This is a genomic window from Nostoc sp. DedSLP04, assembly GCF_034530775.1.
GTDB lineage: Bacteria > Cyanobacteriota > Cyanobacteriia > Cyanobacteriales > Nostocaceae > Nostoc.
In genome coordinates this window covers 24,889-39,499 of record NZ_JAVRCL010000073.1, presented here as the reverse complement: position 1 = coordinate 39,499, position 14,611 = coordinate 24,889, and the positions used below count along the sequence as shown (strand labels likewise).

9 protein-coding genes are annotated in these 14,611 nt (G+C 42.3%); all 9 read right to left on the bottom strand.

Annotated features, from left to right (window positions below):
* Positions 1 to 128: 128 nt before the first annotated feature.
* On the bottom strand, positions 129 to 857 hold the full coding sequence (locus RMX89_RS29705; protein WP_322691458.1) for a DUF72 domain-containing protein: 729 nt from the start codon (positions 855 to 857) through the stop codon (positions 129 to 131).
* A 129-nt stretch (positions 858 to 986) separates the two neighbouring features.
* Positions 987 to 1,193: a hypothetical protein gene (locus RMX89_RS29700; RefSeq protein ID WP_322686051.1), complete on the bottom strand. Its 207-nt coding sequence runs from the start codon at positions 1,191 to 1,193 to the stop codon at positions 987 to 989.
* A gap of 404 nt (positions 1,194 to 1,597) precedes the next feature.
* Positions 1,598 to 2,869: an ATP-grasp domain-containing protein gene (locus tag RMX89_RS29695; RefSeq protein WP_322686050.1), complete on the bottom strand. Its 1,272-nt coding sequence runs from the start codon at positions 2,867 to 2,869 to the stop codon at positions 1,598 to 1,600.
* A 186-nt stretch (positions 2,870 to 3,055) separates the two neighbouring features.
* Positions 3,056 to 3,928 carry an isoaspartyl peptidase/L-asparaginase family protein gene (locus RMX89_RS29690; protein WP_322691457.1) on the bottom strand — a complete coding sequence of 291 codons (873 nt, stop codon included), beginning with the start codon at positions 3,926 to 3,928 and terminating at the stop codon, positions 3,056 to 3,058.
* A 15-nt stretch (positions 3,929 to 3,943) separates the two neighbouring features.
* Positions 3,944 to 5,632, bottom strand: coding sequence for a GTPase HflX (gene hflX / locus RMX89_RS29685; RefSeq protein WP_322691456.1), 1,689 nt, complete (start codon positions 5,630 to 5,632; stop codon positions 3,944 to 3,946).
* 668 nt (positions 5,633 to 6,300) lie between these two features.
* Positions 6,301 to 7,257, bottom strand: coding sequence for a UV DNA damage repair endonuclease UvsE (gene uvsE / locus RMX89_RS29680; protein ID WP_322691455.1), 957 nt, complete (start codon positions 7,255 to 7,257; stop codon positions 6,301 to 6,303).
* A gap of 240 nt (positions 7,258 to 7,497) precedes the next feature.
* Complete coding sequence (gene galE, locus RMX89_RS29675; RefSeq protein WP_322691454.1) at positions 7,498 to 8,484, bottom strand: UDP-glucose 4-epimerase GalE; 987 nt, start codon at positions 8,482 to 8,484, stop codon at positions 7,498 to 7,500.
* A gap of 331 nt (positions 8,485 to 8,815) precedes the next feature.
* Positions 8,816 to 11,083, bottom strand: a complete 2,268-nt coding sequence (locus RMX89_RS29670; RefSeq protein WP_322691453.1) for a family 1 glycosylhydrolase — start codon at positions 11,081 to 11,083, stop codon at positions 8,816 to 8,818.
* Between the two features lie 666 nt (positions 11,084 to 11,749).
* Positions 11,750 to 14,185, bottom strand: a complete 2,436-nt coding sequence (glf, locus tag RMX89_RS29665) for a UDP-galactopyranose mutase (RefSeq protein WP_322691452.1) — start codon at positions 14,183 to 14,185, stop codon at positions 11,750 to 11,752.
* Positions 14,186 to 14,611 lie beyond the last annotated feature (426 nt).

Below are 14,611 nucleotides of genomic sequence, written 5' to 3'. Positions count from 1 at the left end.
CTACCTCAATGGTCAACTTGCTATCTAATGTTTTTGCAAAAATGGGATGCTCCCATGCGATTCTTATTCCCAATGAAGCAGTCAACCGATCTGATAGAAGTGGAATAATAAGTTTTCAATTATGTATTTCAACAACATCCCAGCAAACTATAGAGTCGTTGAGCATCACGAATAGCGTTTCCATCGGGGTCGTTGTTGAAATACATGTAAACGTCAATCTCCTGCATTAGAAATAAATGGATATGTTCAACCCATGTAGATAATTCTTCATCGGTATAACCTACGTTCCATTGCCCACTGTGCATACGGATGTAAGTCCAAGGGGCAGTCAAACAGATATCAAGAGGAACTGTTGGGCTGACAGGTAGACAAAGAGCTACACCTGCACTTTCTAGTAGTTGATAAATTTGTGGAATCAGCCAACTTGAATGACGAAATTCAACTGTAAATCTTTGTTGAGGGTAGGTTTGCAGTAATTCTAAAAAGGGCTGAAGACGTTCAATATTAATCTGCCAAGTATGAGGAAATTGAAATAAAATAGGGCCGAGCTTTTCTTGCAATCCAGACGCGCGTTCCATTAGGCGAGATAGCGGCTCTATCGGGTCTTTTAATTTCTTCATGTGGGTGAGATAGCGGCTACCTTTAACAGCAAACATAAAATTAGATGGTGTTTGCTTGCACCAAGTTTCAAAGACAGACCGTTCTGGCAAACGATAAAAGGAAAAGTTAATTTCTACAGTGGAAAAATGTTGAGCATAAAATGATAATTGCCGATCGCTAGGCAAATGTGGTGGATAGAAAATATCCATCCAATGCTTATAAACCCAACCACTAGTACCAATTTGTAGCTTACTCATTCAGTTATATTATTCTTTTGATGTTATACAATGTAAAATTAATTAAATTTGTTCGTAATAAGCGGCTATAGCCCTATTTTAAAGGCTACAGCCGCTTACTATAAAAATTTGATATCCTTAAAATAATTTTCAAGTTAGTAGTTGATGGCTGAATTTTTGGAGTTGAAGTTGAACCCAATCACCACCTTTACTTATACATTGATGGCATATATCTCCATAACCTTCGCCTTGGTCATTGCATACAATTAACCTGGCTCGATCTGTCTGAGAACTTTGCTGGCAAATTAAACATATTTTACTAAGTTTACCTGTATTACATTCTATTTGAAATTTCATGTCTATTCTCCTAATTAAATATATTTAAATAAAGTGTAAATTATGTATTTTATGTTTATACTTTTTGAATACTTTTTTCTATAAAAAAGTGTATTAAAAATAAATTTTATGCTTTATTAGTTTGTTTTAACTGTGTGACCAATGTAGCGACTAGAAGTATCATTATTGATTTTTATCTCAAATAATTCTGCTTTTTAACCTTTAATTTGATTATTTAAACCCTGAAACAGGATATTTTGAAATATTTTATAGCCGTAGTCACACAAGTTAGGACATTTGGAAAGAGTGAATGCTAGAGTTAGCAATAGTTTTACCTCCTGCCCTCTGCCTACTGCTATAAAGCTACTCCCAAATTTCTACGATAAATGAAAATTGATAATGCCAGATATCAACAGAGGCAGTGTTTAAGGGAGCCATTGTAATCCCTTATCCTGTAATTTCTGCTCGATATGCTGCATTTCCTGGATAGTTTCTCCAGTCACGATCGCATAAATATCTGTGTAGATTTTTCCGTATTTGATTTTCTCTAAAGCCGACAGAACGATTAAGTCTTTGCGATCTAGTTCTGGTTTTAAAGTGGCTAAAATTGAATCCAACGCTCCTTCCATGCGGTAGTCACTGGAATATTTAGCTACTCCCTTTCCTAGCCCCAGTAGGGTATTACGCTGCAAGCACAACGGAGTCGAGCCATTGACTCGGAAATTGGCATCGATCGCATAAAATTGTCCGTCTCGATCTTCCAGCACATCAAAGCCAATCACGCCGAAATAACCCTGTTTGTGAGCATACTGACCAACGTTAGCAATCATCTCAAAGAACTTGCTCATGTTAGTGTTGCGGTAGTCAATCAGTCCACCTAAATAGTTACCTTCTGGAGTGACGAGTTGGCCGGTAGTGCCAATAAGGGTTATCTCTCCTAGCTTGTTGACATAGAATTGTACGCAGTAATTTTGCACCTCATTCTTGACGAACTCCGAGACAATAATCGTATTGAGCAACTTAATATCAAGATACTTCCTAATTTCTTCAAGGCAGTAGTTCAAATCGCTGGGACTTTTGATGATATAAGTGCCTTCTCCTGAGAGTCCGTGGGATGTTTTAATTAAGTAGGGATATTGTGGTAACTGAATGTCTTCAATATTTACTTGGTGCAGATTGTAGCTTTCGTATTTTGGACATTGCACCCCCAATTCGGCTAGGGTTACTTTGCTGAGTAAGCGGTAATGAGTGTCTGGATCAACAGCGTGTTTTTCAGGTTTGAGGCGATCGAAGGGAAATAGACTAATAAGTTTGTCAAAGCGTTCGCTGTGGCTAAGATCATCCAGATAAGTCGAGCAATCCATCATTTCAATATTGGACTGGCTGAAGCCGAAATGCTCTTGCCAGTATTCAAGCAGCGACTTTGGCGGCGGAATAATCACAATTCCAGGAATGCGATCGCCTAATACAGCCAGATTTTTCCACGGTTCCTTCTGACAAATCTTGTCGAAGGAGGTTTTGGTGGCTTCACTACTGCCATCTTGAATAAAATATTTTTTTCGGTTAGGATAAGCAGCCCAACTGGCAGTTGCAGGGTAATTTAAAATAAACCCATAAGATGCATCTGTGATATCAAGAGCAAACAAGTCAGAAAGAGAATTCCCTTGAAAGTATTGAAAGTTATATTTTGAATTCATTTAGTCCTCCGAGAAACCGCATCCCCAAAGGGGATGCGGTTGTTTATAGAAAACGATTCTCCTGCATTTCCAAATAATACCAACTTTAAAAAATAAAGCTGTATATTTAAACTTGAAAACTCAGATGTAATTTGGCTTCATTAATTACGCATTACCTGAGCGTAGCCCATTCCGAATTGGTATGAGTTATTTCTTAGTAAAGGCAGCCACCTTATCTTGTCCTACGGTCATATAAGCACAAGCCATGTGTGATGAGTTATACGCCCAGCCAAGGCGTCCTTGACGGTCTATGAGGATGCACCCCGCTTCACCTTTAACCTTAGAAACCAAAGCGTCAATTGCCATTTGTGCGGCTTCATCTGGATGGCGATCGCCACTCAAAAAATCGATCGCAGTTTTAGCCAAAACCACCGGGATAATCGACTCGCCATCACCTGTTGTTGAGCAACCGCCGATTTTATTATCAGCATACAAGCCACAACCAACAAGTGCAGTATCACCGACGCGACCTTGTTGCTGCTTGGTAGTGCCGCCAGTTGAAGTGCCAGCAGCTAGGATGCCGCCAGCATCCAAAGCTACACAACCTACGGTGTTGGGGCGATCGATTACTTCTTGATCTTCCTTCCACTGCTCCAACTGTTCCTCAGCTATTAAGTCTTCTTTTTTGCACATTTCAGCCCCGGAATCTATGGCGAAGCGTTCTGCACCCCGCGCTACTAGTAGTCTGGGTTTATCATCCATAATGTTCCGTGCAACCGAAATTGGATGACGGATGCCCTGAGCTGCTGCAACTGCTCCCCAACTTAATGAGCCTTCCATAATCGCCGCGTCTAATTCCACCTCTCCATCACTATTGAGAGTTGCACCGAGGCTAGCGTTAAATGTCCGATCGGATTCCAGAACTCGAATCGCTGCTTCTACAGCTTCTGCGGCCGTACCTCCACTGATTAGCACTGCCCAACCAGCCTCTACTGCTGCTGTACAGCCTGCATTGTTGGCTGCAACTTTATCGTCCGTGATGGTTTTTGCTCCACCGTGAACAATGATAGTCGGTGTCATATAATTCCTTCTTGTTTAGTATGAATTTTGTGGAACTGCAATCGCCTTTACAGGTTCGTCAATTAGTTGTAGCGATCGCATTTTTAAAGTCTCTAAACCCAAGTGCTGGGTTGCTGATATAAACACAGCTTCGGGATAATCTTGTTGAACCCTAGCCCAGGTTTCGCTATCTACTTTGTCAACCTTGTTAAAAGCAACCAAACTTTTTTCTGGAATCTCAGGCATTTCTTCGAGTATTTCTAGGACACTCGCAATATGACTTTCCCAAGCTGGATGGGATAAATCCACGACATGAATCATCGCATCAGCCTCAACAACTTCCTCCAATGTGGCGCGAAACGCATCCATCAGTGGTGGTGGGAGTTCGTGAATAAACCCTACAGTATCTGTGAGCAAAATTGAGCGGCGTTCTTGTGTTTCTGGTTTTGTAATTACCACCTTGCGGGTTGTTGGGTCGAGGGTAGCAAATAGTTGGTCTGCGGTGAAAACCTCCGCATTGGTTAACACATTCAGCAAAGTAGATTTACCAGCATTGGTATAGCCAACTAATGCCAGAACCGGAATTTCTTGCTGTTGTCGTTGTTGTCTAATTCGGGCGCGATGTGCTTGTAATTGATTTACTTCTTCCTGTAGTTGAGCAATTCGTCGTTGAATTGTTCGCCGTTCCGTCTCTAGTTTTGTTTCACCAGGGCCTCGCGTACCAATTCCCGCACCTAATCGAGACATTTCCTGACCGCGACCGCGCAACCGAGGTAACATATATTCGAGTTGCGCCAGTTCTACTTGTAATTTACCCTCTTGAGTGCGAGCGCGTTGAGCAAAAATATCCAGAATTACTTCTGTGCGGTCTACAACTCGGATGCCAATCTCTTGTTCTAAATTACGGGCTTGAGATGCAGAAATATCTCGGTCAAAAACGATTAGATTAGCTCTTAGTTTGTGAGCTAAAAGGGTGATTTCTTCAATTTTTCCCTTACCGACCACTGTTTGGGGATGGGCGCGCTCGCGCTTTTGCCGCATTGTATCAAGTACAATTCCTCCAGCACTTTCAACCAAACGCACTAGTTCTGCAAGTCCATCTTCAAATCGTTGAACTGAGACATCTTCTGTCTGCACTCCTACCAGCAGCACCCTGTCTTGGTCGGAAACAATTTCTTGAGATAAGAATATTCCATCTCCGGCGTCAACAATTTCTCTCTCCCATTCTTCAATTAGTTCATCAAATTCCTGTTCGGTTACATCGTCCAAACTTAAAGGAGGTGAAATTACCCAAGGACTTTCTGAGTCAGGGAAAAGGTAAGCTAAAAAAGCTTCTTTTACTTTGCCATCAATTGCAGTTAACATGACAAGAGCATCTAAGCGCTGACGTATCATTGCAACCAACGCGGCTTCATGAAGTGAATTTGATTTAAGTTGAGTAGCAACACAACGGATTCCGCTCAAACGTTCTGCACTGCGGCGGGGTAATTCTTCAGGTGGAATTTGAGTTTGACTGGGTGTTCCGACAGCAATTCGGATAACTTGCCCACGCCGGTTGATATAACAACAAATCGGGTGATGAATTTGTTGACTAATTGTAGCTAAAGCTTGAGCAAATTCTGGCGTAAGAAATCTATCTGCTGGTTGATTTTGCTCATAAAGCTCTTGCAGTCGTTTAATCTGACTAGCTTTTATTCCCTGAACATTGCCATAAATTTTTTGCATAAAACTAATAATTTACAGGTTATTTTTATGTCTGTATATTTTCATTTTGGTCTTTTTAAATTTTGATTTAATCTACCAATAGAAATAAGCAATTTAGCTATAGATAATCACATCAAAATCAAGCTTCTATAAAATGGTTTATAGACCAATTAAGTGAGGTATTAACCATAAATGAGGCTGTAAACGTGTAAGAGATTGTTTGAAAAGTGGTTATGTGATATTTAGGCACTAACTGATCCCCCTAGCCCCTCTTTTTAAGGCTACGGTGTACACACAAGTCTCTTGATCTGCACCTTTGTTGCATCGTCTTGCACCTTTGTTGCATTGACCTGCACCTTTGTTGCATCGTCCTGCACCTTTGTTGCATCGTCCTGCATCTTTGTTGCATCGTCCTACATTTTTGTTGCATCGTCCTGCATTTTTGTTGCATCGACCTACAAAAATTAACCCACCCTACGTTACATAGCAACTTTAAAAGACTTGTGTGTATACTGTAGCTTTTTAAGGGGGAACCGGAATCAAACTCCCCCAATAAATTGGGGGATTTAGGGGAATCTAGAACGTTTTGTTACCGAGAATAAAACTTTTCAAACATCCTCTAAGTTTCACTGTGGTTAACCCAGACACAACACCAGAGGTGCAGACAACATAGACTAGATGTCTCTAATTTATGTACAATTATTGTTCATTAGCCACCCAGAACGCAAAAGTGCGATCGCTTCTTCTTTTTGTTTGGCTTCGACTTCGATCCACGGTGCTTGGTAGTAAACATTGGGCATATCGGTAATCAAGTCGCTGTGTTTTCTGTCATTGAAAGCTTGCTCACCATTGGAAATATGGACTAATTGCCAATCTGGATTTTTCCAAGTTTCTCGCGCTGCGTAAAACATGGATGCTACACTCGGATGATCGTAGCTATCCAAATTTTCGTGGCAAATATGGTGATGGGCATCAAATACCATCGGCACACTAGCTTGCTGACATACTGCTAAAATTTCATCGGCACTATAGGCGTATTCATCGTTTTCTAGAGTCAAGCGGCTTTTGATATTTTCTGGTAGTTCGGAAATTACTTTTACTAGTTGTTCGGGACGTTGAGATTTGCCACCATGAATATTCATTAATGACCAAGGCGATCGCGGTAATCCCAGTAAGTCAAGTATACGTGCATGTCCTGCTAGATTATTGATACTTGCTTGTACCACTTCGGGGGAATCAGAACTTAGCACTACAAATTGATCTGGATGCAACACCATTCTGATGTTCAATGCATTTGCTCGTTGACCAATTGCTGCTAAATCAGCGCTCATTGCTTCTAATATATTTGCGCCGATTTCGTCTTCTAAGTCACTTAGGGGAAATAAATTAGAAGACATCCGATAAAGCTGAATTTTATTCTGCTGACAAAAGGAGAGGGCATCATGTAAGCGTTGCAAATTATGGCGATACAGTTCACTCAGGGCACTTTCGCGATCGCTAAGGGAAAGTTTTAAGTATCGGGTGCGTGTCATTGTCCGAAAGCGCACTTGTTTGTCTGAGGTGATGCAAACTAGCCCTAAAGAGGGCAGTGTACTTTTTTGGCACTGCTGTGCATTAGGTAAATTTTGAAACTCGATTACGCTCATTAACTAATACTGACTGATACTTGTTTTAAGCCATTCTTTAATTTAAACAAGTTCTTTCATTAGCTTACGAGTACCGAAAGAATGAATTTCTAATCCTTACAGGATGTTTTAAATTATAGGACTCATATTTGATTGCGTGAAAAAAACTCAGTACACCTTTATTCCTTCTTCCCAGCCCCCAGTCCCCAGTCCCTAATCTCTACAAGTAATTCTCCGAATCAAATCGGATTGCTATAGTTTTTACTTATGTCGTTGTTGATGCCATTGCCAAGCATGGGCGATAATTTCGTTCAAATTAGGATACTCTGGATGCCAGCCCAATATTTTAGTTGCTTTGTCGCTGCTGCCAACTAAAATAGGAGGGTCGCCTGGTCTGCGATCGCGTTCTTCTATTTTAATTTCTTTGCCTGTTATCTCTTTAGCAGTTTCTATCACTTCTCTGACTGAAAAACCACTGCCATTTCCTAGATTAAATACTTCGCTCTCTCCCCCTTTGAGCAGATATTCCAAACCTAAAATATGGGCTTTTGCCAAGTCAGTCACATGAATATAATCTCGGATACAAGTACCATCTGGGGTAGGGTAATCAGTGCCGAAAATCAAAATTGATTCCCGCTTACCAAAAGCAGTTAGTAGTACTAATGGGATGAGATGAGTTTCAGGTTCGTGGTCTTCACCCAGCAACCCATTAGGGTCAGCACCGGCGGCGTTAAAGTAACGGAAACGTACAGACTTTAAATTGTAGGCTGTATCAAAATCAGATAAAATTCTTTCTACCATCCACTTGCTAGTAGCATAGGGACTAATGGGATCTTGCGGATGGTCTTCGGTCAGAGGAACAAACTTTGGTACACCATAAAGAGCGCAAGTAGAAGAAAAGATAAATTTATTAACTGATGCAGCAATCATTGCTTCTAAAAGCGTCAGAGTACCTGCAACATTATTATGGTAATATTTGGCTGGATGGGTGACAGATTCACCGACTGCGATATAAGCAGCAAAATGCATAACCGCAGCTATGTTGTGAGTTGAAAATATGTCATCGAGAAGAGTGCGATCGCTCATATCTCCAATAATCAAATTTACCTGCAAAACTTCTTCTACAAGTTCTCTATGTCCGTTCGATAGATTATCTAAAACGATTACTTTATAACCTGCGTTTTTCAGAGCTAATACAGCATGGGAGCCAATATATCCGGCTCCTCCCGTGACTAAAATAGTTGCCATAATTTTCCAATCGAGAATTGGGAATGGGGAACTTGTACTGAGCGCAGTCGAAGTATGGGGAATGGGGCATTGAGAAGAGGCAGAGGGGCAGGGGGAAGGGTGCAGAGGAGAGGACTTTTCCCCTGCTCCCCTTAAAATTAACGTGAGTTCAACAGACCTCTCCCGGACAGCCTCCCTTTCTTAAAAGGCGAACGCGTTGCGTCTGGGTAAGGAGAGGGAGGAGTAACGGAGTAAGGAGGGTTTTTGCTCCCCTCTCCTACCAGGAGAGGGGCTGGGGGAGAGGTCAAAATAGCACTCGTCGAACTCACGTTAAAATTAGATTGCCAGCCAACTAATTTCTTTCTTCCAAGTAGCGAGAAATTGCACTGTCAAGGTTTGGCATTAATTCACCTCGATTGCTACCGAGAACGCTGTAAGCTGGGCGGGGAGCAATTAAACCAAGCTCTTGCGTCGGACGAGCAATTAGACTGCTGACACTCACACCTGCTTTTTTCGCTGCTAATCGGGCTAAGTCAGCCCAAGCTACAGCACTTTTGTTAGCCAAGTGCCACAAACCTTTCTCGCCATCAATCAATAAATCAAGACTGGCATGAACAAGATCGGGTACATAAGTAGGCGAAACGATCGCATCTTCGGCAGCAACAAAAGTATTTCCAGCAGCTAATTGCCGCAGGGCGATCGTCACAAAGTTGTAATCATCCCACGGGCCGAAAAATGCGCTGGTGCGAATTATTAGTGATGCCGGATGAGCCTGTAATACTAGCTTTTCTGCCAAAACTTTGCTGCACCCATATATATTGAGGGGCGCAACAGTATCAGTTTCGACATAAGGATTAGACTCAGCACCATCGAATACCAAATCTGAAGAGAAAGTTACCAGCGCCACATTATGTTGAGCGCAAGCAGCAGCTAAAATCGCTGCCCCTTCAGCGTTTACCTTTAAACAAACATCGGGTTCGCGTTCGGCATCGTCTACTCGCACGTATCCCGCAGCGTTCACAACTGCCCACGGTTGCAATTCGGTAAGTACTTTATTGACGGAAGCAGGATTGGCAATATCCATATCTTGGCGTCTTAGCAGACAATATGAAATTCCTCGGACTTCACACAACCGAGCAAAAGCCTTGCCTAGAGTTCCTGTGGCTCCGACGATCGCCAAGGGACGTACCAATTTTGGATTTTGGATACTTCGACTTCGCTCAGTACAAGTTTTGGATTTTAGATTATTGCTTGACTCATCAGTTTCCGATATTTTGTAATTATTGCTACGACAACTGACTGCTGGATAGACCAAACGCTCTTGTCGATGCCACCATCCTGGTGTATCAAGTAGTGGATGGTTGGGTTTATGCCCAGTAGCTAAATCTCGCACCATTTTGGCGATCGCAGTCTGTCTAGGCTGTGGAGAGCGCAAATCAAATACGCCTGACTCGTAGTATCCTGCCGAGCGAGTCACTAAACTATTCCAATCGTAGCTGCCCAAAAGTGCCCAAGCAGTCACAGCGCGAACATCTGCGCCTTGGTCTCGTAATTCTTGGGCTGCATTCCACACTTCATTGAGCCAGCGTAGCTGTTCCTCACGGGTACAACTCAAGTGAACTTCAGTGACAGCAAAGGGTAGTTTATAACGTTCCCATGTCTCTTTGAGCAATGTCCGGGGGCCTGCCAAACCCTCAGCACAAACTCGCACTGCCTCTACATCTACATACTTGTCCCGACCATTACCACCATGCGTCCAAGCTGGATAGTTTTCTAGATTTTCATCTAAAAAGCGTTCGCTTGTCAGGTAATGGTTAATGCCGATAATGTTAGGCAAACAGGTATATTGTAAAAATTCTTCAAGTTCAGTCTCGCTGATACCACAGTCGCGCAAGTAATCCCACATGGGATGAGTTGGGTTGATTCGGCCGCATAATAAATCCAAACTCAACCAGCGACGTTCATTCTCAAATTCTGCTTGATAAGCCAGCTTTGGCGTACTATGAGTTTTACCCAAATCCTCAGTTTGTAGGAGTTGGGCGTTGGGATTGACTTCTCTGATTGCCTGCATCGAAAGAGCGATCGCTTTGCACTCTCCTAACAAAGCACGAGCGAAGGTTAAATCGTCCCGTCCGTGAGGATACCAGTGACCATACATCCCACTAAATCGTGCTGTTGTCAATGGCTCGTTGATGGGTGTGTAATGTGTTACCCAAGGATAGCGTTCTGCAACCGCACGAGCAAACACTGCTAGTTTCTCAGGAAATTCTGGATCTACTAAGCTAGTATCACGCGGCCCACTGCCATGATGCACTAGCCCCACAATCGGACGGATGCCGAGTTCGCGCAAGCGTCCCAGCCGTTCATCCGCCCACGACCAATCAGCATTTTCCAAACCATTGGGCGCTATCCTTTCCCAAAGTACTGGATAGCGGATGGCGTGTATGCCAAGTTCAGCGAATAAATCTAGGTCATCTAAGCGGGTTGCATGACCATTGCGTTCTAATTGATCGAAATACTCTTCACCCACACGATTAACCGTACACTCTACACCAGCCCACACTTCTAGAGGAAGTTGTGCTTTGTTAGTGTTGAGTGTCGAGTTGAAAGCAGAAGTCATAATTTACAACTCAAGCTGATATTTTATTTGATGCGTTGTTTTTCAGTTTTGTAAGGTGTGTTATGCCAGAGGCTAACGCACCGCACCATCCTAGATTTTTAGTGCGTTAGGGTAACGCACCTTATTAAATACAGTGCAGTCCTAATTACGAATTAACGCGAGGTGCAACTTCTTCTTAGAATCCCGCTTCCATACCTCTCCTCCACAGGGAGCTACGATCAACACACAAGTCTGAAATAGCTGAAAAACCCAAGAACCTATCCCACTAATAATATTTGTGCTACAAAGCTTAAGTTAATTGAGAACTGAAAACGAAAAATCAAGGTTTTCAAGCACATTTTACGAAAAGAAGTAGGGATTTTTAGAATAGTGGGATAGGTTCAAGGTTTTACCCCACCCTAACCCTCCCCTTGCAAAGGGGAGGGAACCGGATTTTTCTTTTTTCCCCCCAATATATCGGGGGGATTAAGGGGGGTAATTTGACTTGTGTATACACGGTAGCCCAATATATCGGGGGGATTAAGGGGGGTAATTCGACTTGTCTGTACACTGTAGTCCTCTACGGGGAGAGAGGCTTTGATTCTTGCTCCCCTTCCCTACAAGGGAAGGGGCTGGGGGTTAGGTTTGAAAGAAAGTTGTACGCGGACGGCGTGAATTACGAATTATTTAAGCCTTAACCGCAATTTGTTTGTACACAGCTAGAGCCTGAGCAACACATTGATCCATGTTGTAGTACTTGTAGGTCGCTAATCGTCCCACAAAATAGATCCCTGGAGTTTCATCTGCCAGCACCTTGTATTTCTTGTAAATTTCCTGATTCTCAGAACGCGGTACAGGATAATAAGGGTCTCCCTCAGCTTTGGGAAACTCATAAACAATACTTGTTTTAGAGTGTTCCTGACCAGTTAAGTATTTAAACTCTGTCACACGAGTATAAAGCTGTTCATTGGGATAGTTGATGACTGGCGCTGATTGAAACACACTCGTGTTATGCGTCTCATGCTTGAAATCAAGGGAACGATATGGTAGTTTGCCGTAGCGATAATCAAAGAATTCGTCAACTGGCCCGGAATATACCATCTCGCGGCAAGGTATAGCTTTTTGAATTTCCTGATAATCAGTGTTAAGCATTACTTTGATGTTCGGATGATTTAGCATATTGTCAAACATCCGGGTAAAGCCGTGGAGTGGCATTGCTTGGTAGCTATCGGTAAAATAGCGATCGTCACGATTGGTACGGGTGGGAATTCTGGCAATTACTGATTTGTCAAGTTCTGATGGGTCGAGTCCCCATTGCTTACGGGTATAATTACGGAAAAACTTTTCATACAGTACTCGACCAACTTTGCTGACCACCACATCTTCACTAGTGCGGATGGATTCTACGGGTTCAGCAAGGGATTTGTAAAACTCTTCCACCTCAAATGAATTGAGATTCATCCCATACAGCTTGTTGATGGTGTCGAGGTTGATCGGAATCGGGACAAGTTGCCCGTCTACACTGGCAAGGACACGATGTTCGTAAGACCGCCACTGAGTAAAGCGCGAGAGGTATTCAAAGACTTCGCGGGAGTTGGTGTGAAAGATGTGGGGACCGTATTTGTGTACAAGAATGCCATCATCATTGTAATGATCGTAGGCATTGCCGCCTATGTGGTTGCGCTTGTCTACAACCAGCACTTTTTTACCTTGAGTTGCCAAACGTTCAGCAATGACGCTACCAGAAAAACCAGCGCCGACGACTAAGTAATCGAAGACAAAATCTCTGGTAATGACATTTGGTGCTTGTTTACCAGCCGCGCCTGTGGAGTTAGCTTTGTCTTCACCATCACGCGCTGCAATGGCAGAGTCAATCAGCTTCATCATTGATGCCCAAGTGCGATCCCAAGAAATCTTTTCTAAAAAGGCATCTACTCGACTCAGCCATTCTGAAGTTGGAGTATCCTCTTGCATTGCAAGTTCTGCGGCGGTGACGAACTCAGAAATTGTGTCTGCAATTCGCACCAGTTTTGACTCTCCATAAGGACGTACCACATCTCGAATCGAAGTAGATACTACAGGTCTACCTGCGGCAAGATACTCTGGAGTTTTGGTAGGGCTAATAAAGCGTGTTGACTCATTACGCGCAAAGGGCAACATTGCTAAATCCCACCCTGCTAAATAGGCAGGTAGCTGTTTATAGTCTCTGCCACCGAGATAATGGATATTTTCATGCTGTGGCAAAGCTGCGGGATCGATTTTGACAACTGGCCCAATAATTACTAGATGCCAGTCGGGACGGGCTTCGGCAATACCAGCAAGCAGTTCAATATCCATCCGTTCGTCAATTACGCCAAAGAATCCAAGGCGAGGATGGGGAATATGAGCTTGATCTTCTGGTTCTTGAAGATTTCTCGCCTGGCCAAAGTGGGGGACATCTACACTGCTGGGAAAGGCATAAACGTTGGGATGCTGGTTCACTTTACTTTCGTAAAGGCTTTGTCCCCCTGTAAATACTAAGTCTGCACGCTTGAATAGTTCGGCTTCGTAATTCTTTAAAGTGGGTGATGCTCCCTGGAATGCAGATAATTCATCCATGCAATCGTACACCACAGCTTGGGGTTGCAAGTGGCGGGTAAAAGCGATCGCCATTGGTGTGTAATACCAACAAATGTATTTGTTGATATTATGCTCTGCAAATAAATTATTAATTAGTACTTGTAAATCTGCGTTGATTGCTTCTTCGCTTAAACCTTGTTGTAGGTGTGGCACAACCACAACTACTCCATTAGAATCTTGGTTTACATCTAACCTTGCCAACGGTTCTTCAGAGAAAATTGCCTCCTCAATAAAGAAGACTCGCTTTCCTTGAGCGCAGCGACTAAGAAGATGTTGTGGCCTTTGATAGACGAAATTCCAACGTAAATGAGATAAGCAAACTATATCAGGTGTATCTTTAAAAGTTTCTGTTGATTGAACTTTTTTATTAGACGAAGTTAAATCCAACAGTGATGTACTCGATGATTGCGTTTGGGCTAGCTGCGATCGCTTTGTTTTACGCTGCTTCGACGAAATAACATTGCTGACACCGTTGTTTTTGACTTGAGATTTTTCACTTGCCATAGTTTGTCTCGTTATTTAAATTATTAATTCTGACTAGCTAAACGCTAATACCTTTTCTTTGTAAGGCAGCATCAAGCTTACTTTCAGGCAAAAGCTTGCAATATATTTTGCTGCTTTTCAATATCGAATCGGTATAATCAATACTTGGCTTGACTGGTTCACTACTTAAGAAAATACTGTTTTATGTCTAATTTTTTCATCTACCAAAATAAATATAAAATTACTTTCTTGATTAAGTCTTAAGCACTATATTTTTATTTTATCTAAAATAGATTATTAACTTATGTAACACAAATAAATATTTATATTGAAAACCATGCAAATATAGTTGTTTTTGTCTGTTCGGTTTCGTACACAATATAATTAAAATAATTATTAATACTATTAAAATTAATCAATTCAGCTTATTTGGTAACTTAGAGTAAA